This window comes from Pseudomonas fluorescens (genome assembly GCF_002022275.1).
Taxonomy (GTDB): domain Bacteria; phylum Pseudomonadota; class Gammaproteobacteria; order Pseudomonadales; family Pseudomonadaceae; genus Aquipseudomonas; species Aquipseudomonas fluorescens_AJ.
In genome coordinates this window covers 16,452-39,272 of sequence record NZ_MSDF01000051.1, presented here as the reverse complement: position 1 = coordinate 39,272, position 22,821 = coordinate 16,452, and the positions used below count along the sequence as shown (strand labels likewise).

Genomic DNA, 22,821 nt, shown 5'->3' with positions numbered 1-22,821 from the left:
GAGCAGTGTTGTTTAGAACTGCCAGTTCAGGCTCAAACCCACCCCCTGGGTTTTCTCGCGGCCACCCAACTGCCCGTTGTAATCCAGGTTCACCCGCGTGGTCGGGCTCAGCGCCAGGCTGGCCTGCACACCCACCAGCGCGGCGTCACGCAACAACGGCGTACTGCGCACGGCAAACGACGGCCCGCCCGCGACAAACCCCAGGTGTTCCTCGGACTCAACAGCGGTCAGGCTGTGCTGCCAGCCCAGCGAACCGGAAAGCTCCAGTTGCTGATGGTCATTCAAGGGCAAAGTTTTCAGCGCACGCACACCCAGGGTGCTGAGCACCGCATCACGTCGGTCGCTGCCGCGTTCCAGCGCAGCGGCATCGCCTTTTTCGTGGAACGAATCACTGTCCAGGTGCACATAGGCCAGGTTGGCGAACGGCTCCAGCGCCAGGGGTTGCAGGTGAATGCGATAGGCCGCCTCGGTGAACAGCTGGGCAGTACGCGCATCCAGCTTGGCTTTTTGCTTGCCGCTGACGTCACCGTATTGCAGGTCACGTTTCACATCGCCGCGATGCCAGCTGTAGGCACCGCCGACGCTGACGCGCCAGTCGCCCAGTTCACGCCCGACGTACGCGCCGAAGTGATAGCTGTCGACGGAGGCCGACGAGTGCGTGCCGCTGCCCATGTTCAGTGAGCTGTCGCTGTAGCCGGCGACCACACCCACGCGGGTTTGCTCGTCCAGCGCGCCGTCCACACCGGCCAGCAGGCCACCGATGGAAGTGGTGGAGCCCGAAGTTTCGCTGCGGCTGTCAGCCTTGCCCCAGGCCCCCAGGGCTTTGAGCCACAGGTTGCTTTCACCATTCACCGGCACATGGCGCAAGCGTTCGCCCACGGCGTCGCGCAATTGCAGGCTGTCGTTGATCAGCATCGCGCCCACCGCCGGGTAGATTTCGCCGGAGAGCTGCTGCAAACCTTGCCTGGCGGTGGCAATGGAATCCGACTGCAGCACGCTTTCGTACACCGGGTTGCCCGCGCCCAGTTGCTCGGCGGCGGCGGCCACAGCGCGCTGATTGCGGTTGGCGGCGACGCTGGCGAAGGCGGTGTCGTTGCGCCCCACCGCCAGTTGCACGCCATTGGCCGCATAGTCGAGGGTGCCGCCGACGAACAGATAGCCGGGCAACACTTGCCCGAACTGCCCCTGAACGCCGCCTGCCGCTTGCAGAATGTTGTACTGCCGGCCGATCAGGCTTTGGGCCTGGCTCTGGCTGAGCAAGGTAGGGCTGTTTTCCAGCGCCAGGGTCACGGTGCCCCCGCCCAGAACCGCCTTGCCGCCTGCCACAATGCGGTCGCTGCTGGTGGGGGTCAGTTCCACGGCATAGGTGGAGCCCGCGCCCAGGTTTACATCACCTGCGACCTGCAAGGTGCCCACGGAATTGCCCGGCGCCACGGTGCCACCGTTGTTCACCGACAACGCTGCAATGCGCCCGGAGCCACCGAGCGTACCGCTGTTGTTCACGGTCACCGCCGAGGTGAGCGAGCCGTTCACGGCCAATAAGCCGCCGTTGACCGTGGTCGGACCGCGATAGGTGCTGTCGCCGCTCAGCACCAAACTGCCAGCGCCGGATTTGATCAGGCTGCCTTCATACACGCGGTTCGCGGCAGCCAAGTCACGCGCAGTGCCGACGGCGTAGTCGGTTTGATCCTGCTGGCTGGCAGTCGCGCCCACGCCGTTTTGCCAGCCCTTGTCGATCAGCGTTTGTTGCCACGCGGTGTGCTCGGCACGGTCCTCTGCCTGGCGCTGAATCAAGGCCTGATCGGTGATGCCGTTGCTCCACACATCGCCCTGCCCTGCGGCCAGATTCACGTTCATGGCGCCAAGCAATTGCCCAGGCCCCCGCATCGCGCGGCCCAGGTCCGGCACGCCCCAACCGACAATGGCATTCGGCGCCTGGGTGATCGAGCCGTCGAGCTGGGTCGCGGTGGTCAACAGCACCTGCAACGCCTGCTCGTTGGTCATGTACGGATAGCGCTCCATCACCAGCGCCAACGCGCCGGTGGCATGCGGCGCCGACATCGAGGTGCCGGATTTCACGCCATAGCCACCGCCAGGAATGGTGCTATTGATCAGCGCACCGGGGGTGGAAATGCACCAGTACTTGGCGATGCCGCACTTGTTGTATTTCTGGTTATTGGCCTTGTCCAGCCCCGACACCGCGAGCCAGTGGCCCTCCAGTTCCGGCTGAAAATACGGCAGTGCCGAACGCACGCTGGCGTTGGCGTAGCCACTGTTACCGGCGCTGAACACGTTGATGACGCCCGCCTTGGCGACATCCGCCGCCGCGTCCAGCCAGGTGCCCTTGTTGTAATGCTGCGCATAGGCCGCATGCAGGTCGCCGAGGGTCTGGTAGCTGACATTCGGCGGCTGGCTGCCCCAGCTGTTGTTGATCGCACGCACGCCGGAATCCACCAGCGCGGTGTACACCGCTTTGAAATACTTGGGGTCTGGCGTCGGGCCAAACAGAAAGCTGTCGTTGGCGTTGGTATTGCCCACATAGACTTGCGCGTTGTAGGCAACGCCGTGCATGCCCACGCCGTCGCGCGCCGCGCCCATGGTGCCGGTGACGTGGGTGCCGTGGGAGTCGTTGTTCGGGTTGAGCGCACCGGTGGTGCTGAAGGCGCTGCCATCAACATACGTGCCGGTGGCGGTGACCGCGTGAAAACGCTCTTTGGAGGCTTCCGGGTGGGTGGGATCAAAGCCCGAGTCCAGCGCGCCGATTTTGACACCACTGCCAGTGATCCCGGCGGCGTAGGCTTCATCCGCCTTCATGCGACCCAGGCCCCAGTCGCTCTGGAACTCGGCAGAACGCCAGCTGGCGGGGTTACCCGGCTGGCCGGTCTCGGTGTATGCCGCCTGTGCCGCAACGGACAACAGCAGCAACGAGCCTGCGGTGAAGGGTTTGAAACGTGGTGAATCGGTGATCATTTAAACCATCCTTATTGTTTTTATACGTGCTCATTTCACCGGGCCGAAAGCCTCATCCACCTTGGCCAGGTCGGTGTCGCGCAAGTTGCCCGCGTAGTAGTGCAATTTGGTCCAGGCCATCAGGTAGTCGTACCGCGCCTGCGCCAGGTCGCGACGCGTGCTGTAGAGCTGCTGCTCGGCGTTCAGCGCGTCGAGGTTGACCCGCTCGCCGCCGAGAATGCTTTGCTTGGTCGAGACCACCAGCGCTTCGGCAGAGGTCAGGGCCTTTTGGTAGGCGCGCAGCTTGCTCACACCCGACAGACACGCGCTGAACTGGCGACGCAGCTCGATCAGGGTTTCGCGGGTCTTGCCTTCCAGCTCGTACTCGGCCTGCTCCATGCCGCGGCTGGCCTGGCGGGTAGATGCCGAAATGCCGCCACCGGCATACAGCGGCAAGCTGACTTCGATGCCGATGGTGTTGGTGTCATAGCGCTGGTTGTAGGTGTTGCCGCTGTCCGACTCTTGCTTGCGTGAACTGGCGTAGGCCGTGACTTTGGGCAAGTGCCCGGAGCGGTTACGCTCGACTTCATACCGCGCTATTTCCACGGCCTGACGCTGGGATGCGAGGGTCGGGTTATTGCTGATCGCCAGTTCGTGCCAGGTGTCGTAATTGGCCGGGGTCAGGGTGAACGCGGCAAAGCTCTGATTCAGCGGCGCAAGGTCGTTGATGTTGACGCTCTGCACGCCGATCAATGCGCCCAACTCCCTCAACGACGCATCCTGTTCATCCAGCGCCTGGATCTCTTCGGCGGTGGCCAGCTCATAGCGCGACTCGGCTTCCAGAATGTCGGTGCGCGTGCCCTCACCCTGCTGGAACAAGTGCTGGTTTTGCTGGAATTGCTGCTCGTACGCCTTCTTTTTGGCGCGGGCGATGTCGATCTGGTCCTGGGCAAACAGCGCCTGGGTGTAATAGCTCAACACCCGCACCAGCAACGCCTGGCTCTTGTCGCGAAAACTTTCATCGGCAAACAGCGCCTGGGCCACGCCTTTGCGGTAGTTGGCGTAGGCTTCGTAGTCGAACAGCGGCTGTTGCAGGCTGAAGGTCGAGCCGTAGCTGTTGTAATTGCGGTCGTCGCGATAGCTGCCGCCGCGCCCGTCCGGCAGATGCGCCTCGGAGTTGTTGCGGCCTTTGTTGTAGTTGTAAGACAGCCGCGGCAACAGGCCGGCGCGGCCGATGGTGCGGTTTTCCAGGCCCGCATCGCGTTCCTTGATGGCGCCGAGAAACACCGGATCGTTACGCAAGGCTTGCTCATACACATCGAACGGGCCCATGGCCGCCTGGGCACTGCCACAGGCCAACAGCAGGGAAATGAACACTGACTTCATGCTCATTCCTCAGTCAACGCGGAGCCGGCGCGATCGAGCAGCGGCTTGAACAGGTAATTGAGCAAGGAGCGCTCGCCGGTGCGCACGAACATCTCGGCAGGCATGCCGGGCTTGATCACCAGGCCATGGAGTTTGGCCAGCGCGTCCTCGCTGACGGTGGTGCGCAGCACGTAATACGGCTGGCCGGTTTTTTCATCGAGCATCTGGTCGGCGGAAATCAGGCTGACCTCCCCCGGCACACGCGGGGTGCGGCTCTGGTTGAAGGCGGTGAACAGAATGTCCACCGGCAAATGTGTGCCGACCTTGTCCACCAGGTGCACCGGCAGATGCCCTTCCACTTCCAGGCGCGTGCCCTGAGGCACGATTTCCAGCAGAGTTTCACCGGCACGCACCACGGCGCCTTCGGTGTGCACGCCCAGGTTGACCGCAATGCCGTCGGCTGGCGCGTTGATTTCGCTGTGTTGCAGGTCGAACCCGGCCGAGGTGAGTTGCTGCTCCAGGGTCAGGCTGCGCAGTTGCGCGTCGGCCAGTTGGCTGCGCACCTCCTTTTGATATTCCTCGCTGTGCTGCTGCAACTTCAGGCGTGATTCAAGGATGCCCTGCTCCACCCGGCCACTCTCTCCAGCGTTTTGCGCCAGGTCCTGCTGCACCTGGGACAGTTGGCGCTGGTAATCGAGCAAGCGGTTGCGCGGGATATAGCCGTTGTCGGCCAAGGGTTGCAGGTTGGCCAGTTGATCACGCAGGGATTGGGCCTGGTTCGACAAATCACTGCGGGCGCGGCGCATGCCACCCAATTGCGAGGTGGCGCCGTCGATGTTCGCGCGAATGCCTGCCTGTTCACGGGCGAAGGCTTCGCGGCGGCTGCTGAACAGTTGGCGCTGGCCTTCCAGCACCAGCGACAGGGCCGGATCAGGATTGGCGCTCAGTTGGGCAGGAAAGGTAATCGCCGAGTGGTTATCCCGCTCACTCTGCCAGCGCGCGACGCTGGCCCAGGCCATGCGGTATTGGGCTTGCAGGGACTGCACATCCGCCTGGTTCTGGGTCTGGTCAAGGCGGAACAGCGGCTGGCCTTGTTTGACCAGTTCGCCCTCCTTCACCAGAATCCGGCTGACCACACCGGGGCTGAAGGTTTGCACGGCCTTGCGCTTGCCGGACACCACCACCGTGCCCTGCACCGGGATGCCTTGGTCCAATGGCGCCAGGCTGGCCCAGAGGAAGAAGCCGCCAGCGCCGACAATCGTCAGCAACCAGCCCATTTTTACGAAAAACCCGGCGTCACGCTGTTCAAAAGTAAGGCTGCTCATGCGCCTGGATTCCTTCCGGCTGAATACTGACGGCTAAGGCTCACGCCGGCCTTTTCCCGTGGTGCTTCCTGCTGCTGGCCCGACAACGCGCGCAGCACTTCCTGGCTTGGCCCGAACGCCTGCAAACGGCCATCGTTCAACACCAGCAATTTGTCGGCCTGGGCCAGTGCCGAGGAGCGGTGAGTGACCAGCACCACACTGCTGCCCTGGGCTTTCATCTGCACAATGGCGCTGGCCAACGCGGCCTCGCCGACGGTGTCGAGGTTGGAATTGGGCTCATCCAGCACGATCAGGCGCGGCCCGCCGTACAGCGCGCGGGCCAGGGCAACTCGTTGTTTCTGGCCGCCCGACAGGCCGCCGCCGTTGTCGCCCAGCACGGTGTCGTAGCCTTGGGGCAAGCGCAGAATCAGCTCGTGCACGCCAGCTTGTTGCGCGGCCTGCACGACCAGCGCCGGGTCTGCGTCGCGAAAGCGCGCGATGTTGTCGGCGATGCTGCCGCTGAACAATTCGATGTCTTGGGGCAGATAGCCGATATGGGGGCCGAGGTCGTCGCGGTCCCAGCGATGGATGTCGGCGCCGTCCAGCCGTACGGTGCCCGCCAATGTTGGCCACACCCCCACCAGCACACGGGCCAGGGTCGATTTGCCAGAGCCGGACGCGCCCAGCACGCCAAGCACTTCGCCCGCCCCGAGGTTGAAGCTCACTTGATGCAACGTCGCCACGCGCTTGCCCGGCGGGCCTGCGCTGACCTGCTCGAAACTCACGTAGCCCTTGGGTGCCGGCAAGGCCATCTGCTCGACTTCAGGCGGGAACTCGCGCAGCAATTCGTCGAGGCGCTGGTACGCCAACTTGGCCGAACTCCACTGCTTCCACACGGCAATCAGCTGGTCGATCGGGCTCAGTACGCGCCCCATCAGAATGGAACCGGCAATCATCATCCCGGCGGTGATTTCGCCCTTGATCACCAGAAACGCGCCCAAGCCCAACACCAGAGACTGCAGGCACAGGCGCAGGCTTTTACTCAGCGAAGTGATCACCGAACCGGTATCACTCGCCTTGTTCTGCAAACCGAGAAACTGCGAATGCACGGCAAACCAGCGTTTGCGCAGCGCGCCGAGCATGCCCATCGCCTGAATGGTCTCGGCGTTGTGCAAATGGCTGGTGGCCAACTGGGTGGACTGCTGGGAAAAGCCGCTGGCCTCGCCCAAGGGCTTTTTGGTCAGGTATTCGTTAAGGCACGCCAGTGCAATCAGCAGCACCGCGCCCGCGGTGGCCAACACGCCGAGCCATACGTTGAACAGGAAAATCACGAACAGGTAGATGGGAAACCACGGCGCGTCGAAAAATGCGAACAACGCAGGCCCGGTGAGGAATTGGCGAATATGGGTCAGGTCGCCCAACGATTGCCCGGCGTGCCCCTGACCGCTGCGCAGGTTGCGCTCGAAGGCGGCTTTGTACACGCGCAAGTTGAAACGCCGCTCCAACTGGCTGCCGATACGAATCACGATAAAACTGCGCACGACTTCCAATGTGCCGATAAACGCAAAGAAGCCCACCACCATCAGCGTCAACATCACCAGTGTTGTTTCATTCTGGGAGGACAGCACGCGGTCATACACTTGCAGCATGTAAATCGACGGCACCAGCATCAACAGGTTAATCAATGCGGTAAAGCAGCCGACACTGATCAAAATACTCTTGTATTCACCCAACGCCCGAAACAAGGGCGCAACCGCATGGGACTTCGCCATATCGTTTGATCTTCCCTGAAGGAATAACGCGCAATAGTTGCCCCAACCCCTGATTAAGAGGCAGCCAACTAATAAATCAAGTTATATGCTTATAACTTTTTATTAAGGAGTTCGTTGCAGCACAACTTCAGCGCCAGACGGCGTGCGCCCTTTGTATTCGCCTTCTTTCTGGCGATTCAAATGGGTGATCCCGCTGCCTTCGGCATTCATCAGCCAGATACCGTCGGGGGTCGGCGACCAGCTCAGGGGTTTGTCGCCCAGCCATTGTTCGGCGCACGCCACATCACCGGCCAGGCCGTTGGCCTGTTCCAGCAGGTCCAGCGCGCAGACCTGATCCTGTTGCTTCAACTCCCAGTGCCCGGCCAGTTGGGCGGTGCTGGGTAATACGAGACTGCTCGCCATTGCTTGGGCTCCTGCCGACACGAACAACACCTGCAACACACAGGCGATCAAATGGGAAAAACGCGGCATTTAAAGCTCCGTCCTGGAACGCGGCGCCGGAGCGCCGCGCGTTTTACATCACGCCACGATGTCGCTGACGGCTGCCTGGCCAACGGTGGTGACGAGGAAATCCGCCACGCCGTGACCCGAGAAGTCGACGGCCAAGGTGCCCAGGTTGGTACCCGAGGCATAGCTCAGCACAGCATCGCCGGCATGTCCGGTGAACGCATTGACGAAGGTCAGGCCTGCACCTTTGGTAATGCCGGACAGGTCGATCTTGTCCGAACCCGAGGTGAAGTCAAAGATCTTGTCGGCTGCACCCGGCTTGGAGTCGGAGCTGGCGCCGTACACGAAGGTGTCGTTGCCCGCGCCGCCCCACAGCTGGTCTGCACCGCCACCGCCGTAGATGATGTCGTTGCCGGCACCGCCTTTGATGAGGTTGGCTGCGTTGTTACCGATGATCAGGTCATTGCCCGCACCACCAAACGCGTTCTCGACGGTCACGCCCTTGGCGATGGACACGTTGCCCACCAGGCCGCCAACGTCGGAGAACGAACCTTCAGTGAGGTTGATCTTCTGGTTCTGGGTGAAACCGGAGAAGTCCAGGGTGTCGTTGCCGCCACCGTCCCATACCGAAAACACCAGCTTGTCGGCATTGGATGTGGCGCTATAGAAATCACGCCCGGTGTTGGAGTTGAACCCGTAGGTGGTGTCACCGGCGCGGGTGCTGTAGTTGGCGCCGTAGAGCTTCTGGATCGCGGCAATGTCGTCGATCAGCGGGCCAGAAGCGTAAGCCTCGACGCCGCCTTTGCTGAAGTTCTGGTTGGTGTTGCTCTCACTCCAGTAACTCATGACGCTGTAGCCACGCGTGTCCTGTCCATAGTCCGCGTCTTGATAGGTTGGGTTGCCGGTCCCGGCGTTGTAGTCGCCAGGGTGCGCCAGGCCCAGGGTGTGGCCGATTTCGTGGGTCAGGGTCTGCCGACCATAGTTGTTCACGTCCGGCGTTTTGTTGACCGTGTAGCTGTTGTTGGTCAGGTACCACGAAGTGCCGTCGTAGCCTGCGCCGGTGCCGGGCAGGTAGGCGAAGGCTGCTGCACCGGCCTGGCCACCACTGTAGTTGGCGAAGGTCATGTGCGTGTCACCGCCCGTGGCGCTTTCGGTAAAGCTCACGTTGGCGACATCCGACCAGGATTGCATGGCCAGTACGGCCTGTGCTTTCTGCTGGGCGTTGAACTGGCTGAACCCGGAGATGCCATGTTTGTTCATGGTTGCCGTGGAAGCCGAGGTGAGGAAGGTGTAGGTCAGATCGATCTTGCCGTTGTGGTTCACGTCTTTGTACGAGGCGCCATCACGCAGCAGGTGGTCCGCTGCCTGGTCCACGGTCCAGGACGGTTTGCCATTGACCGTGAGGTTACCGCCACGGTCGTACAGGTGGCTAAAGCTATCGATTTGCGAGTAAGCAGTGCTGGCTTGCGCGGCAGATACAATAGCTTTGTCTTTTACTTTTGACATAAACGTACTTCCTTGTTTGCAAGTGCATCAGTCTTTGGTCGATAGGAACCTCGCGGGCGAGATCGTCCTATCACTCGCCTCTTTTGAAGGCGTATCGAAACTGACACAACTTGAAATCTTTCGTCTACAAATATTTCAACGATGAAAATGTGACGTAGATTCAACTTGAGGAAGTGCCGTGCAGCGTTTGTTGGGGGTGATTGCGTTTACTGCAGAAAATTCCGCGCACTCATATTTAAATATTAAATAGCGCTAAAGCCGCCTCTGCCAGGCGGCGTACTTAGATAATGGATCCAATATATTGTCACGGTGTCATTAGCAACATTAAAGAGCCACTACTTACACTAATAATTAAACTTGCCCCCTATTACCGGGACACACTCCCTTATTGGTGCACACTCAGTCAAACAGGTGGGAGCGGGCTTGCCCGCGATAGCGCAGCGTCAGTCACCATCCAGGCCAACTGACGGGACGCTATCGCAGGCAAGCCAGCTCCCACATGGGTGCTGTATCACGCCTACTTGCCGGTCCGAATGGTGTTCCACACCCGCGTACGAATCCGGTCGATGTTCAGCGGCATCGCCTCCAGCGCAAACAGCTTGCCCATCATTTCCGGGCTCGGGTACACCTTGGTGTCCGACTTGATCGCCGGGTCTACCAGGCTGTCGGCCGCACTGTTGCCGTTGGCGTAGTGCACGTAGTTGGTAATGCTGGCCATCACTTCCGGGCGCAACAGGTAGTTCATGAACGCATAGCCCGCCTTTTCATCCGGTGCATCGGCGGGCATGGCGACCATGTCGAACCAGATCGCGGCGCCTTCCTTGGGAATGTTGTAGCCAATGTTCACGCCGTTCTTGGCTTCCTTGGCGCGGCTTTCGGCCTGCAGGATGTCGCCGGAGAAACCGACGGCCACGCAGATATCACCATTGGCCAGGTCAGCGGTGTATTTTGAGGAGTGGAAGTACGCCACGTAAGGCCGCACTTTCATCAGCAAGTCTTCGGCTTTTTTGTAGTCTTCAGCCTTTTTGCTGTGGTGCGGCAGGCCCAGGTAATTCAGCGCGGCCGGCAGCAGTTCCGGGCCGTTGTCGAGGATCGCCACGCCGCATTTCTGCAGTTTGGCCATGTTCTCGGGTTTGAAGATCAGGTCCCACGAATCCACAGGGGCGTTGTCGCCCAGCACCGCCTTGACCTTGTCGATGTTGTAGCCGATGCCGGTGCTGCCCCACAGGTACGGGAAGCCGTGGGCGTTGCCCGGGTCGTTGTTTTCCAGGGCCTTGAGCAGCACCGGGTTGAGGTTTTTCCAGTTCGGCAACTGGCTCTTGTCGAGCTTTTTCAGCGCACCGCCCTGAATCTGCCGGGCCATGAAGTGGTTGGACGGAAACACCACGTCGTAACCGGATTTACCGGTCATCAACTTGCCGTCGAGGGTTTCGTTGCTGTCGTACACGTCATAGGTGAAACCGATGCCGGTTTCTTTCTGGAAATTCTTGGTGGTGTCCGGCGCGATGTAGTCCGACCAGTTGTAGATCTTCACCGTCTCGGCGGCCTGGCTGATAGAGGCCACCAACATCAAGGGCAACAGGGCAATGGCTTTCATGGTTCGATTTCCTGGCGGTTTTAGGGCTGTTTTTATGGCAGGCGATCAAGGATCAAAGCGTTACAGAATCAGTACGTAGGTCTTGCGCACGGTTTCCTGGATATCCCAGATACCGGTGCTATTGGCTGGCAACATCAGTGCATCGCCAGCTTCTATGTGAACCACTTCACCGCTGTCAGGGGTGAAGGTGCAGCGGCCGCTGATGAAGTGGCAAAACTCCTGGGATTTGATCTGCCGACGCCAGCGGCCCGGGGTGCATTCCCAGATGCCGGTTTCGACGCCGTCGGAGCGCTCCACGCTCAAGGTCGAGGCCACGGCCACCGGTTCGCCCAGAGGCACGGCCACCGGTGAGGCGTCCGGCAAGTGGGCATTCAGCGTGTCTTTGAATTGAGTGATGCTCATGGGTTTTCCCGTGTGAGTGAAACGGATTAATGCATGAAGCCTTCCATGAACCCGGCCACGCTCGTCGCCAATTTGCGGCGCCAAGGGGCGGTGTTGGGGTTCGCCAACACCTGGTCTTCATGGACAAAACTGCGAATGATCGCGTTGTAGCCCAGCCAGCGGCACGGTTCGGGTTCCCAGGCCTTGAGCGCGTCGAGGCCGCGCTGGCGGATCACCCAGGGTTGCGTGGTTAGAGGCGTGTCGAGGCCGAGGATCAGATCGGCCAAGGTGCGGCCACCCAGGTTGGTGGCACCGACGCCCTCCCCGCCATAACCACCGGACAGCGCGATGCCGGTTTTGTGGTCGCAGAGCATATGGGGTCGGAAATTGCGCGACATGCCAAGGTTGCCGCCCCAGGAATGGGTAATCCTGACCTTTTTAAGCTGTGGGAAGAGTTCGCCGAACAGGTAGCGACGCAGCTCCACTTCGCTGTCCGTCAAATCGAAGTTGTGGCGCAGTTTTCCGGCGAACTGGTATCCGCCGCGGGCGCCGAACACCAAGCGGTTGTCTGCCGTGCGCTGGCCGTAGGTGACCTGACGGCTGCTTTCGCCAAACGCCTGACCGTTACTCAAGCCGATTTCATCCCAGACGCTCGCGGCGAGTGGCTCGGTGGCGACGATCAAGCTCTGCACCGGCAACTGATAGCGCCCAAGCGGCGGCAAGGTGTTGGCGTAACCCTCCACTGCCGGCACCACCCAGGCTGCCCGCACACTGGCCTTGGCGGTGCGCAGGCTGCCGGATTGCCACGCGGTGACCGGGCTGTTTTCGTAGATCGCCACACCCATGGTTTCCACGACCCGCGCCAGGCCACGCACCAACTTGGCGGGGTTAATGGTCGCGACATGGGGTGCATAGATACCGCCATAAGGTTTGGCGATACGAATCTGTTCGGCCAATTGCTGTGGGCTCAGCCAGCGGTAGTCATCGTCGGTGAGGCCTTGGGCGTGAAGTTTGTCCAGGTAGCGACGCAGGCTGCCTTCCTGCTCGGGGTAGCGTGCGGCGCAATACAGCGCGCCGCCTTTGCGGTAGTCGCAATCGATGCCTTCGCGGGCCAGCACGCGGGCCACTTCATCCGGAATGCCGTGCAGCAAGTCATACGAGGCGCGGCGCTGTTCAGGATTGAGGCCCGCCAGCAAACGGTCTTCGCCGAGCAAGTTGCCCATCAACCAGCCACCGTTACGGCCCGACGCGCCGAAACCGGCAGTCTGCGCTTCGATAATCGCGATTTTCAGCTCGGGCGCCTGGCGTTTCAGATAGTAGGCGGTCCACAGGCCGGTGTAGCCAGCCCCGATAATGGCCACGTTGACGTCCAGGTCATGTTCCAGCGACGGTCGCGCGATCAGCGGATCGTCCAACTGGTCCATCCATAAACTGATGTTGCGCCATGCCGGCATGCCAAGCTCCCCTACCTCATTTCGATAGGGTCGATCCTAGAGCGCCGGGTTACGGGCTGTCTTGCGCGCGTGCACGCAGGGAAATTTGTTTGACGTAGGCTTTGGGCGATTGGCCGGTGTGCTGGCGAAACGCGCTGTAGAACGCCGACAGTGAATTGAAACCGGCGGCAAAGGCCAGATCATCGATTTTGATCGGCGGCGCCGCCGTTTCCAGCGCAGCGAGCAAATGCTGGAGCCTGGCACTGTTGACGTAGCGGTAGAAGCTTTGCCCCAGTACCTGGTTCAACAGGTAGGAAATCTGGTTGCGGCTGTAACCACACTCCCTGGCCACGCGTTGCAGGTCCAGTTCGGGGTCGAGATACGGTTGCTTTAGCTCAAAATACTGCTGTAAATCCTTGGCCATATGCCCCAGTTGCTGGGGTGACAGGCCGAGGCGGCTGACCGTCGGGCGCATCGCCTGAGCGGGCTGTTCGTGTACCAACGAGGCGTATTCATTGACTCGCCAGATCAACCCGTCACGCACGGTGATGGCTTCGCTGGTACGAAACGACACCAGCCCCTGGCCGCCACGCAGCGTAATGCGGTACTGAATGAACGCGGTGTCGCCGTCGGCGCGAATGCGGTCGGTGTGCTCGATCGCCTCGTCGGCGCCACGCGGCATGCTGGCTTGCAGGTATTCACGCAGCTCGGCGTAACCCACCACGCGGTTCTGGAAAAAGTCGTGGTATTGAATGTCGGGGTGGTAGTAGGACATCACGCCATCCAGGTCGCGATGACGCCAGCACAAGTGATGTCGCAGAACCAACTCGCCGGTGGCTTGGGAGTGTTGGCAATCATCGGCTGGGGCGATGTCTGGCATAGGAGGTTCCAGGGCGGATAAACGGTTGAGGTTGCCGAATTTTACCGGCGCCTTCAATGGTCAATTGGCACTTCTGACTAGTGGCCTTTCGCCTAGTTTTTTACAGGACATGACCCACGTCAAACTATCCGAAAAGAACTGCCGAACGGAGCAAAAAAACTCACCTTGGGGGTGCGAACGAATGCTATTTTGGACTGTATCGACGCCATGACCAGTGAAGGTCTGGCCCCTGCCGCGAGCTAAAGGAAGCGCTCAATGAAACAGGTGGGCAACATGAACAAAGTGACGTTCCCCAACGCTTGCCAGCTGATGCGCTGGCATTTTCATCCAATGGGCTTTGAGGGGAGCATGGATGCCCCCGGCAGTATGGTCGCCCGCCTGTTTGACCGCGCCAGCGGCGAGACGCTGATTGCCATTGCCGGCATTCCCTGCGCTACCGTGATGAATGCCGCGGATGTGGAGCGGATCATTGAAGCCGTGGAAGATGAATTGGAGTGTTTCGTGCCGCCGCTGTCGTTGCGGGCCTGATCCCAAATTATCAGGCGACAACTCTCCAATGTGTGAACCGGGCTCTGTGGGAGCTGGCTTGCCTGCGATAGCATCACCACGGTAAGGCTGATACACCGAGGTGTCTGCATCGCAGGCAAGCCAGCTCCCACAAAAGCCTACCCCCACAACAGCCTGCCCCCACAGTTAACTTGGATTCGACGTCTAGCGGCGCTGATCATCAAAAAACGCCTTATTGCCGTCAACCCGCTCCGACGCCCGGGGCACATTCACGCCCTGGCCTTCCGGCTTTTCCACATACCAGTAGCAATGGCTCACGGCCCGAGTGATACCGACATAGGCCAGGCGCAGCACTTCGTCTTTTTGCGCGGTGTCATACGGCTCGCTGTCGCCGCTATTACCCAGGCCGGCCATGCGGTAGACCTGGTTTTTGTAAGGCGAACTGGTGACATGCTGGCAATCGCCAAGCAGAAAAACCGCGTCCGCCTGCAGACCCTTGGCACTGTGATAGGTCAGCTGTTTCAATCTTCTGGAGTGCGACGGCAAACTAGAATCCACATTAACTACGGACTGAATATGCTCTTGAATCAGTAGCTTATCGCTACTTTTTCGATACAGCATTAACACTGAATCACCTCTCTGATAGTGCTCCATCAGCTGGCGACCCAGCGCTGCATCATCACGCTCAAGCACCTTGACCGGCACCAGCGCTTTCGGTACACCGCAGGCCTTGGCTTTTTTGCCGGGGATTGCCGGGGCTGCGCGCACGATATGTTCGGCGGCATCAATAATGTGCTGGTGGCTGCGGTAGTTCTCACCGAGCATCACGCGGGTAGTGCTCGGCGAGACAAACTCCTTGTTGAATTCCATGAAGTACTTGGGCGCACTGCCGCGCCAGCCATAGATGGACTGCCAGTCATCCCCCACACACAACAAGGAGGAACGTTGCGCGCCCCGGCCGACGTGCATGGCCGGACCGCGGCTACGGATTTCGCGCAGGCTGGCGCGAACCCACGAGACAATCTGTGGCGACACGTCCTGAAACTCATCGATCATCAGGTGCGACATGGGGCGCAACAACGGATCGCTAAGCAATTTGAGGTTTTCCGGGGTGTTTTCGCCGAACAACGAGAACATGCGGTTATAAGTTATGATCGGCGGCGACTGGTCGAGCAAGTGGTCTTCCAGCGCCTTCCAGAAAATGCTCAAGGCTTCGAAATAAAAACGATCCGGGTCGTCCTTGGCGAAAGTCATCTGCCCCACAGCGGTCGGTACGTCCAGGCCGAGGTTTTCGATAAACCCGGCAGCCATGACGAAACTGTCCAGTAACGGCGCTGAAGCCAGCTCACCCTTGACCTTGTAATCAAAACCAGGCCCGGCTGCCGCATCGCCTGCCAGGCTGCTTGTAAGTCGCCTTGATGAATCGTAACTATCCATCCATATCAATGGCTTACGGCAGAAAGCTTGAAACAGGGTACGCTTTACCGCCCACTCTGCGCGCACCGACAGTTTCGAGTTCGGCCGGCTGATCTGGGCGTTTTCCCGCGAATCAAAACCCAGCACTACCCAGGCATCCAGCTCCGGGATATAGCCATGGCAGTGAAATTGTGCGCCATTGATTTCGAAGGTCTGGCGACTGGGCTCAATGCCTTTGATCGGCCAGGCACCGGCGCGAAACCACAGGTCTTCGATCACGTCACACAGTTCGTCGTCGCGCTTGGCCGCCAGCTCGGTCACGGCCATGCGCTTTTGCACGTCCGGGTGGTCGCGCTCCAGCTCCTTGAGCTGCAGGCCATGGCGCGCCAGGGGCACGATCAGTTCACGGAAACGTTCATGCTGGCTGTGCAGCCGGTGGTAGCAGGCGTTCATCTGCTGACGTTGGGCATCGTTGATGCGCAGGTCGAACGGGTTGCTGTCGGCGTCTTCGACGCCGCTGCCGAGGTTCTCAAACGCTTGCAGCCGCTCGAACCCTGGCAGGCTGCGCACCATGGGCAGAATCCGCGAGTGAAAGGTCCGCACCACGGCCTGAGCCTCTTTGATGCCAAGGGGTTGCCCCCACACACCGAGTATTTCCATGAGCTTGTCGATGAAGTCCTTGCGCGATTCACGGGTGAACGTCACCACGGTCATCGAGCTCAGCTCAAAACCCAGGTAATGGGTGAGCAGCAGAATGCGCAGCACCAGAGAGGTGGATTTACCGGCACCGGCGCCCGCAATCACCGAGGTCGAGGGCGTATCGCTGAAGATCATCTTCCATTGCGCGGCGCTCGGCTGTGCATGGGCCGGCAGCAGCCGCGCCACATCCACCTTCATGCGTTTTTTGACGTCGGCGGTCAGCGGCAGGCGCCAATCGTCGAACAGGCTGTCATCTACGCCCGGTGCTTTGTGCTCGTCCGGACGGTAGTCGCGGATCAGCAATACCTGCCGGCCTTCCTCGATGCCGTCCGCCTTGCCCTCGCGATAACCATACTCCACGCCCGCCTCGTGGCCGCTGCGGAAGCCGTCGGCCTGCCCGTGCAGCCAGGAAAACCGGTGCTGCGCACGCAAACGGGTCAAGCCATGGCCGAACAAGCGGGCGGCCAGGCGTTTGAACAGGGGCATTTCTGCCAGAGGGAGCAGTTCGGGGGGCAAATCAGGCGTTTGTTGCGGCACGCGGACTCCAGCGATGAGGATGGTTTTGGCGAATGCCCCATGGTCGCCGGAATCGGCGCCGAGTTCCAGCCAATTACTTTTGTGTCATACAGTTAGGCGATGAAGTGAAAGTCAAAACGCCACTTATCAATCGAATTAATGGATAGTAATCCAGCATTTTTTACGCTTTTTATCGATCATGCACTGCTGGATGATGGCCACCATCCACAGGAGACGACCATGCTTGAACTTCGACCTTTCACTTCGCTGGGCGGCGCCCACCACGGCTGGCTTGACGCCCATCATCATTTCTCTTTCGCCGAGTACCATGACCCCAAGCGCATGCACTGGGGCAACCTGCGGGTATGGAACGACGACATCATCGCACCCGGCACCGGCTTCCCGCAGCATCCGCACCGTGACATGGAGATCATCACCTACGTGCGTGAAGGCGCCATCAGCCATGCAGACAACCTGGGTAACAAGGGCCGCACCGAAGCCGGCGATGTGCAGGTGATGAGCGCTGGCACCGGGATTGCCCACAGTGAGTACAACCTGGAAGCTACGCCAACCAAGATTTTTCAGATCTGGATTATTCCGAACGAAGCCGGGCTGCCGCCTTCATGGGGGGCCAAACCGTTTCCAAAAGGTGATCGCGAAGGGTTTGTGACCTTGGCCAGCGGCAAGGCCGGTGACAGCGAAAGCCTGCGCATTCGTGCGGATGCACGCCTGGTCGCCGCCAACCTGAAAGCCGGGGAAAGTGCCGAGTATCGACTGGACAGCGGACGCCGGGCCTATCTGGTGCCGGCCACCGGGGTGATTGAGGTCAATGGTCTGCGTGCGCAAGCGCGAGACGGTGTGGCGGTTGAGGATGAGCAGGTGTTGCGGGTGATGGCGGTTGAGGACAGCGAGATCGTGTTGGTCGACCTGGCCTGATCCACAGCCCTGCCCCAATCAAACTGTGGGAGCTCAAACTCTCCCACACTTCGAAAGTGGCCTGCCCACAGACATTGCAGGCAAGCCACAATTTGCAGCTGAGTGTCAGTTGGCGCTGATTGCGCCATCTACCAGCACTTGCGCCTCTTCCACCAGTTGCTTGAGGTGATCTTCGCCAATAAAGCTTTCGGCGTAGATCTTGTAGATGTCTTCGGTGCCGGAAGGTCGCGCTGCGAACCAGCCGTTTTCGGTCATCACTTTCAAGCCGCCAATTGCCTGGTTGTTGCCCGGCGCGTGGCTGAGGATCTGCTGGATGCTCTCCCCGGCCAGTTGGGTGCTAGTGACCTGCTCAGGCGCCAGCTTGCCCAGCAAGGCTTTCTGCGCGGGTGTGGCTTTGGCGTCGACGCGAATCGCGAAGGGCTCGCCCAAGGCGTCGGTCAAGCCACGGTAGATCTGGCTTGGATCCTGGCCTTTGCGTGAAGTCATTTCAGCGGCGAGCAAGGCCGGAATCAAGCCGTCCTTGTCGGTGCTCCACACGCTGCCGTCCTTGCGCAGGAACGACGCTCCGGCGCTTTCTTCACCGCCAAAGCCCAGCGAGCCTTCGAACAAGCCATCGGCAAACCACTTGAAGCCCACTGGCACTTCGTACAGGCGACGGCCGATACGCGCCGCCACGCGATCAATCAGGCCACTGCTGACCACCGTCTTGCCCACGGCCGCATCGGCGCGCCAGTCAGAACGGTTCTGGAACAGGTAGTCAATGGACACGGCCAGGTAGTTATTCGGCGCCAGCAGGCCACCGGACGGCGTGACGATGCCGTGACGGTCGTGGTCCGGGTCGCAGGCGAAGGCCACGTCGTAACGCTCCTTGAGGCCGATCAACCCTTGCATGGCGTAGCTGGAGGATGGGTCCATACGGATCTGGCCGTCCCAATCCACGCTCATGAAACGGAACGTCGAATCGACTTCGGTGTTCACCACATCCAGGTTCAAACGGTAGTGCTCGGCAATCGCCGACCAGTAGCGCACCCCTGCTCCGCCCAGCGGATCCACACCAAGGCGCAGGTCGGCGCTGCGGATGGCGTCCATGTCAATCACATTGACCAGGTCGGCCACGTAGCTGTTGAGGTAATCATGGCGATGCGTGGTGTCGGCCTTGAGCGCCTGGGCGTGGGTGATGCGCTTGACGCCGGCCAATTTGTTGGCCAGCAGCTCGTTCGCCTTGGCTTCGATCCACTTGGTCACGTGGGTGTCGGCCGGGCCGCCGTTTGGCGGGTTGTACTTGTAGCCGCCGCTTTGGGGCGGGTTATGCGACGGCGTGATGACAATGCCGTCCGCCAGGCCGCTGGTGCGACCACGGTTGTAGCAGATGATGGCGTGGGAAATGGCCGGGGTCGGCGTGTACTCATCGCCCTCTGCAAGCATCACGTGCACGCCGTTGGCGGCCAGCACTTCCAGGGCGCTGGCGCCCGCGGGTGTGGACAGCGCGTGGGTATCCAGGCCGACAAACAATGGGCCATTGATGCCTTGGGCTTCCCGGTACAGACAGATGGCTTGGCTGATTGCCAGCACGTGCCATTCGTTGAAGCTCAGCTCGAACGAGCTGCCACGGTGCCCGGAAGTACCAAAGGCCACGCGTTGGGTGGAGATCGCTGCATCAGGCTGGCCGGTGTAGTAGGCCGTGACCAGTCGCGGGATATCCACCAGCAGTTGAGCTGGCGCCGGCTTGCCCGCAAAAGGACTGATTGTCATGCATGAACCTCGAAAAGAAGGGTTTGGAAAAAACGACAGTTTACTGAGAGTTCGACTGCTGCGCGACGGTATCGATCCCACTTCACAAAGAGAAATTTCGTACACTCACGCCATCTGAGCCTGGCGCAGTGCCTCGCCCACGGCCGCCAGCGCGATCTCCATGTCCGGCTCCTCCAGGAAGCTATTGCTCACGCGAAGGTGCTGGTGATGCAGGCCGCCGACGCTGAACAGCTCGCCCGGCGCCACCACCACCTGCCGGGCCAGCAAACACTGGAACACTTGGCGCATGTCCACCGCGTGGGTCGAGCCCAGCCAGAAGGTGGCGCCGCCTGCCGGCATGCGGTAATTGACCTGCTCCCCGAGGTGCAGATCCAGACGACGGCTCATCTCAACCGCTTGTTCGTGCAGCACACGGCGCAAGGCGCGCAAATGCTGGTCGATCCGCCCACTGTGATACAGCCGGGCGATCGCGCGCTGGCGGATGGCGGACAATCGAAACGAGCGCAACAGGAATTGGCGCTGCAACTCGCCGCTCAAGTGCCGGGACAGCACGTAACCATAGGGCGCTTCCGGGCCGAGCACTTTTTCGAAAGACGAAAATACGATCACGCGTTCAGGGTCCATCAGATCGCGCAGTGCCGCCGTTTGCGGCGTGAAACTCAGCTCGCCATAGGTGTCGTTTTCGAGCAGCCAGCAACCGTGCTGGTCCAGCAGGTGCGCCACCTCCATTCGGTCGCGAACCGACATGGCAACCCCCGAAGGCTGGCTCACGGCGGATGACAGCAGCACCAGTTGCACCGGCTCGTCCAGCAACACCCTCTCGAGCGCCGACAGGTCCAGACTGGCGTCAGGCGCCCAGGGCAGTTCGATCAGGCGTATCCCGGCGCTCTGCAACAACCGCAGGATCAGCCAGTCACAGGGGGACTCGACAATGATCGTAGTGCCCCTGAGGCCCAGCACATCGATCAGAATATCCAGCACGCCTCGCAGGTCGGCGCCGACATATACGTCGTCCGCATGCCAGCAGCGCGTGGGCGATGAGGTGTAGCGCGCCGCGAGCGCCGCGCGCAGTTCCCAGACACCGCAAGGTTGAGTCCAGGGCTGCGCTTGACGCGGGTACTGGCGCACCAGGTCCCGCTCCAATCGCAGCAGCGTAGCGTCCAAAGACGCCAATAACGCCGGTTCATCGCCGCTGAGTACCACCATGCCCGGGAGCCGCGCGGCACCGTAGAGGCGTTCGAGCAAATCGCCGCCCTGCCCGACCGCCTGGCTGCCAGCCAGCGGCCAGGCGTAGTAGCCCGACTTTGCCACCGAGTACACCCGACCCTCTTTCTCCAGCAGCGAGTAGGCGTACTGGATGGTGGAAATCGAAACATTCAGGCGCAGCGACAATTGGCGCAGGGACGGCAGCTTCACCCGAGTATCGGTGCTCACTTCATTGATCAGGTTGACCATGTAGCGATACACCGCTTGATAGGCGAAATCTGCCTGCCGTTCACCACGCAGCGTCATCGACCGGACAGCTGGAAGGCCATTTTGCCGGTCTGCGCACGACGCTCGCTGGCTGCACTACCGGGGTTGCGAGTGACCGGACGCTTGCGATACAGGTGCTGGAGCAAAGGCAGCGGCAACCCGCTGGCATCGCTCACCCACTGCTGCAACATCTCGGCGGCGGGTTTGCCCTGCAATACTTTGTGCAGTTCAGGCAAAGCCACCAACATCCCCGGGTGGCACTGGCGCAAATAGCCTTCAAGCCGTTCACCGTGATGGATGAAAGGCGAAAACAACAAGCACATCAATTGCCCCTCATCCAGCCCGAAAAACGCTTGGGCGTGGCTGACCGATGCAATCCGCCCTTCGCGACTGGACACCTCGGAAAGCAGCGCTTCGGGCGCCTGGCGATGGCGCAGGTACGTTTGCGCCTGCATGAGGAACTCTTCGACGCCCGCCTCATATTCCAACGCCCGCAAGCATTCGGCTTGCAAACCTCGCAGGTGCGCCATCAGCGGCGCGAGGGCGTAGTCCGGGTGGCTCAAATGAAAGCCCAGCGGGTCCGGGGCGTAGGCCATGAACTCGGCCAACAACGGCCCACGCGTACGGTCGCTGCCCTCCAGCAGGTCGGCTATACCGATGTACGCCAAGTGATGGTGCCCGCCCGGGCTGGCATCCGGCTTGGGTGCATAGTGCTCGCCGAACAGGTCACGGGTGACGTCTTCGCTCCATTGGCACATGCGCGCGAACACCCCGTTGAGCGATGAGGGCTTGCTCGTCGGCATCTGCGCGCCCGCCGCCTGAGCGCTTTTTTTCAGCCAGGAGAGGAACTGGCCTTGCTTGCGCGCCGAATCACCGCTGACGACCGCGTGCACGCCACCGTTCCAGGCGGTGACACGCTGAAAGAAATCTCCGAGGGTCAAGTAGGTGTCGTTACACAGTGTCGCGCGAATATCGCCCGAACTCAGGTGCCCCACCATCAACATGTTGCGCTGGCTGGTCTCACGCCCGGAGGCAGACGCCGGGCGCTGGTGGTTGAAGGGCAACACCTCGTCATTTTCCACCATCAACAACTCAACCCGCGGGTCATCATGGAAAAACAGCCGGCCGTAGCCGCGATGCAGCGTGTCGAGTGTGCCCTGGGTCATACCCGCGTGGCGCAGTGTGGCAACCCGCAGCTGGAACGTTCTGGGGGCCCGCCCGGCAATGGTCAACTGCGCAGCGCGCAACATCGCGAGGGTGTAGCTGCTGACTTCGCCGCCACCATGCGCCACCAGCACCTTGTAATCCCCCACCTGCTCCGTGCCTCCGGCGGCCACAACAATACGCTGGATCAATAATTGAAGTGCCGTGCGTTCTGCGCGATTGAAGTACCCAAGCAAACGTTGCAGAACTTGCTGGTAAACATAATTCATCGCTTGTTCGTGAATAGCGCTCATCGTTCGACTACCTGAGTTGTAATATCAGTTTCAAGCAACTGTTAAAAGTATTTGCTCGTTGTATTGCGTCGGCAAACAGGTCGCAGAAGCACAGTGTCCCGATAAACAACACTAGCACCCTGCAACAAACCGACATGGGCTGCTGACTTGACTGCTTTCAGCGCTTCCCGGCGCCAAAAGCCCCAGCACCAAGCCCCAGGCAGCTGCCTGCAGCGAGCCTAGGAATATTCCGACGGCCTCCTACAGCCCTTTAGCTCTAAATTAAAAGAACTATCCGACAAATAATACGCACCTGCCTTTACGGTTCGCACACCTCTCGAATTCAACTTTTGTTGAAAGTAGCCGTTCCCTCGACGGCATGCAGACGCCGTATTGAAAGTTGCCGGAAACGCTCGCAGCACTATCAGAGATTCAATCATTACTCAGTCCTT

The 22,821-nt window shown here is 60.6% G+C and carries 16 protein-coding genes; 2 read left to right on the top strand and 14 right to left on the bottom strand.

Annotated elements, in window-relative coordinates; genetic code table 11:
* Nucleotides 1-12: 12 nt before the first annotated feature.
* From eprS to BFW87_RS24755, 10 genes are all read right to left on the bottom strand, one after another.
* Nucleotides 13-2,970, bottom strand: coding sequence for an autotransporter serine peptidase EprS (gene eprS, locus BFW87_RS24800; protein WP_078742347.1), 2,958 nt, complete (start codon nt 2,968-2,970; stop codon nt 13-15).
* A gap of 30 nt (nt 2,971-3,000) precedes the next feature.
* Nucleotides 3,001-4,335, bottom strand: coding sequence for a TolC family outer membrane protein (locus tag BFW87_RS24795; RefSeq protein WP_078742346.1), 1,335 nt, complete (start codon nt 4,333-4,335; stop codon nt 3,001-3,003).
* Between the two features lie 2 nt (nt 4,336-4,337).
* Entirely contained in the window at nt 4,338-5,639 is a 1,302-nt protein-coding gene (locus BFW87_RS24790; protein ID WP_078742345.1) for an HlyD family type I secretion periplasmic adaptor subunit, read from the bottom strand.
* Nucleotides 5,636-7,390 carry a type I secretion system permease/ATPase gene (locus BFW87_RS24785; RefSeq protein ID WP_078742344.1) on the bottom strand — a complete coding sequence of 585 codons (1,755 nt, stop codon included), beginning with the start codon at nt 7,388-7,390 and terminating at the stop codon, nt 5,636-5,638. Before BFW87_RS24785 ends, BFW87_RS24790 begins: the two co-directional genes overlap by 4 nt.
* A gap of 102 nt (nt 7,391-7,492) precedes the next feature.
* A complete protein-coding gene (locus tag BFW87_RS24780) occupies nt 7,493-7,861 on the bottom strand; it encodes a protease inhibitor Inh/omp19 family protein (RefSeq protein WP_078742343.1) in 369 nt (122 codons plus the stop codon).
* 48 nt (nt 7,862-7,909) lie between these two features.
* The gene (locus BFW87_RS24775; protein WP_078742342.1) at nt 7,910-9,343 is read right to left on the bottom strand and encodes a serralysin family metalloprotease; all 1,434 of its coding nucleotides are present in this window, start codon (nt 9,341-9,343) and stop codon (nt 7,910-7,912) included.
* A gap of 517 nt (nt 9,344-9,860) precedes the next feature.
* A complete protein-coding gene (locus BFW87_RS24770; protein WP_078742341.1) occupies nt 9,861-10,940 on the bottom strand; it encodes a polyamine ABC transporter substrate-binding protein in 1,080 nt (359 codons plus the stop codon).
* 60 nt (nt 10,941-11,000) lie between these two features.
* Nucleotides 11,001-11,342 (bottom strand): cupin domain-containing protein, encoded by a 342-nt coding sequence (locus BFW87_RS24765; protein WP_078742340.1) that lies wholly within the window; start codon nt 11,340-11,342, stop codon nt 11,001-11,003.
* 26 nt (nt 11,343-11,368) lie between these two features.
* On the bottom strand, nt 11,369-12,775 hold the full coding sequence (locus tag BFW87_RS24760) for an NAD(P)/FAD-dependent oxidoreductase (RefSeq protein WP_078742339.1): 1,407 nt from the start codon (nt 12,773-12,775) through the stop codon (nt 11,369-11,371).
* 49 nt (nt 12,776-12,824) lie between these two features.
* Nucleotides 12,825-13,634, bottom strand: coding sequence for a helix-turn-helix transcriptional regulator (locus BFW87_RS24755; RefSeq protein ID WP_078742338.1), 810 nt, complete (start codon nt 13,632-13,634; stop codon nt 12,825-12,827).
* A 255-nt stretch (nt 13,635-13,889) separates the two neighbouring features.
* On the opposite strand from BFW87_RS24755, the gene BFW87_RS24750 reads away from it, so the two are divergent.
* Nucleotides 13,890-14,162, top strand: a complete 273-nt coding sequence (locus BFW87_RS24750; RefSeq protein WP_078742337.1) for a DUF1652 domain-containing protein — start codon at nt 13,890-13,892, stop codon at nt 14,160-14,162.
* A gap of 183 nt (nt 14,163-14,345) precedes the next feature.
* Here the strand turns inward: BFW87_RS24750 and BFW87_RS24745 are convergent, their stop codons facing one another.
* Nucleotides 14,346-16,793, bottom strand: a complete 2,448-nt coding sequence (locus BFW87_RS24745; RefSeq protein ID WP_078742336.1) for a UvrD-helicase domain-containing protein — start codon at nt 16,791-16,793, stop codon at nt 14,346-14,348.
* Between the two features lie 219 nt (nt 16,794-17,012).
* Between BFW87_RS24745 and BFW87_RS24740 the strand changes: the two genes are divergently transcribed.
* Nucleotides 17,013-17,708: a pirin family protein gene (locus BFW87_RS24740; RefSeq protein ID WP_078742335.1), complete on the top strand. Its 696-nt coding sequence runs from the start codon at nt 17,013-17,015 to the stop codon at nt 17,706-17,708.
* Between the two features lie 105 nt (nt 17,709-17,813).
* Here BFW87_RS24740 and pgm read toward each other — a convergent pair whose 3' ends face one another.
* From pgm to BFW87_RS24725, 3 genes are all read right to left on the bottom strand, one after another.
* On the bottom strand, nt 17,814-19,460 hold the full coding sequence (pgm, locus tag BFW87_RS24735) for a phosphoglucomutase (alpha-D-glucose-1,6-bisphosphate-dependent) (RefSeq protein WP_078742334.1): 1,647 nt from the start codon (nt 19,458-19,460) through the stop codon (nt 17,814-17,816).
* Between the two features lie 105 nt (nt 19,461-19,565).
* Nucleotides 19,566-20,972 (bottom strand): PLP-dependent aminotransferase family protein, encoded by a 1,407-nt coding sequence (locus BFW87_RS24730; protein ID WP_078742333.1) that lies wholly within the window; start codon nt 20,970-20,972, stop codon nt 19,566-19,568.
* Nucleotides 20,969-22,390 carry a hypothetical protein gene (locus BFW87_RS24725; protein WP_078742332.1) on the bottom strand — a complete coding sequence of 474 codons (1,422 nt, stop codon included), beginning with the start codon at nt 22,388-22,390 and terminating at the stop codon, nt 20,969-20,971. Before BFW87_RS24725 ends, BFW87_RS24730 begins: the two co-directional genes overlap by 4 nt.
* Nucleotides 22,391-22,821 lie beyond the last annotated feature (431 nt).

What these genes read in the sequence shown, in the direction of transcription:
- eprS (WP_078742347.1), bottom strand. Translation starts at nt 2,970, where the DNA reads ATGATCACCGATTCACCACGTTTCAAACCCTTCACCGCAGGCTCGTTG.
- BFW87_RS24795 (WP_078742346.1), bottom strand. Translation starts at nt 4,335, where the DNA reads ATGAAGTCAGTGTTCATTTCCCTGCTGTTGGCCTGTGGCAGTGCCCAG.
- BFW87_RS24790 (WP_078742345.1), bottom strand. Translation starts at nt 5,639, where the DNA reads ATGAGCAGCCTTACTTTTGAACAGCGTGACGCCGGGTTTTTCGTAAAA.
- BFW87_RS24785 (WP_078742344.1), bottom strand. Translation starts at nt 7,390, where the DNA reads ATGGCGAAGTCCCATGCGGTTGCGCCCTTGTTTCGGGCGTTGGGTGAA.
- BFW87_RS24780 (WP_078742343.1), bottom strand. Translation starts at nt 7,861, where the DNA reads ATGCCGCGTTTTTCCCATTTGATCGCCTGTGTGTTGCAGGTGTTGTTC.
- BFW87_RS24775 (WP_078742342.1), bottom strand. Translation starts at nt 9,343, where the DNA reads ATGTCAAAAGTAAAAGACAAAGCTATTGTATCTGCCGCGCAAGCCAGC.
- BFW87_RS24770 (WP_078742341.1), bottom strand. Translation starts at nt 10,940, where the DNA reads ATGAAAGCCATTGCCCTGTTGCCCTTGATGTTGGTGGCCTCTATCAGC.
- BFW87_RS24765 (WP_078742340.1), bottom strand. Translation starts at nt 11,342, where the DNA reads ATGAGCATCACTCAATTCAAAGACACGCTGAATGCCCACTTGCCGGAC.
- BFW87_RS24760 (WP_078742339.1), bottom strand. Translation starts at nt 12,775, where the DNA reads ATGCCGGCATGGCGCAACATCAGTTTATGGATGGACCAGTTGGACGAT.
- BFW87_RS24755 (WP_078742338.1), bottom strand. Translation starts at nt 13,634, where the DNA reads ATGCCAGACATCGCCCCAGCCGATGATTGCCAACACTCCCAAGCCACC.
- BFW87_RS24750 (WP_078742337.1), top strand. Translation starts at nt 13,890, where the DNA reads ATGAAACAGGTGGGCAACATGAACAAAGTGACGTTCCCCAACGCTTGC.
- BFW87_RS24740 (WP_078742335.1), top strand. Translation starts at nt 17,013, where the DNA reads ATGCTTGAACTTCGACCTTTCACTTCGCTGGGCGGCGCCCACCACGGC.
- pgm (WP_078742334.1), bottom strand. Translation starts at nt 19,460, where the DNA reads ATGACAATCAGTCCTTTTGCGGGCAAGCCGGCGCCAGCTCAACTGCTG.
- BFW87_RS24730 (WP_078742333.1), bottom strand. Translation starts at nt 20,972, where the DNA reads ATGACGCTGCGTGGTGAACGGCAGGCAGATTTCGCCTATCAAGCGGTG.
- BFW87_RS24725 (WP_078742332.1), bottom strand. Translation starts at nt 22,390, where the DNA reads ATGAGCGCTATTCACGAACAAGCGATGAATTATGTTTACCAGCAAGTT.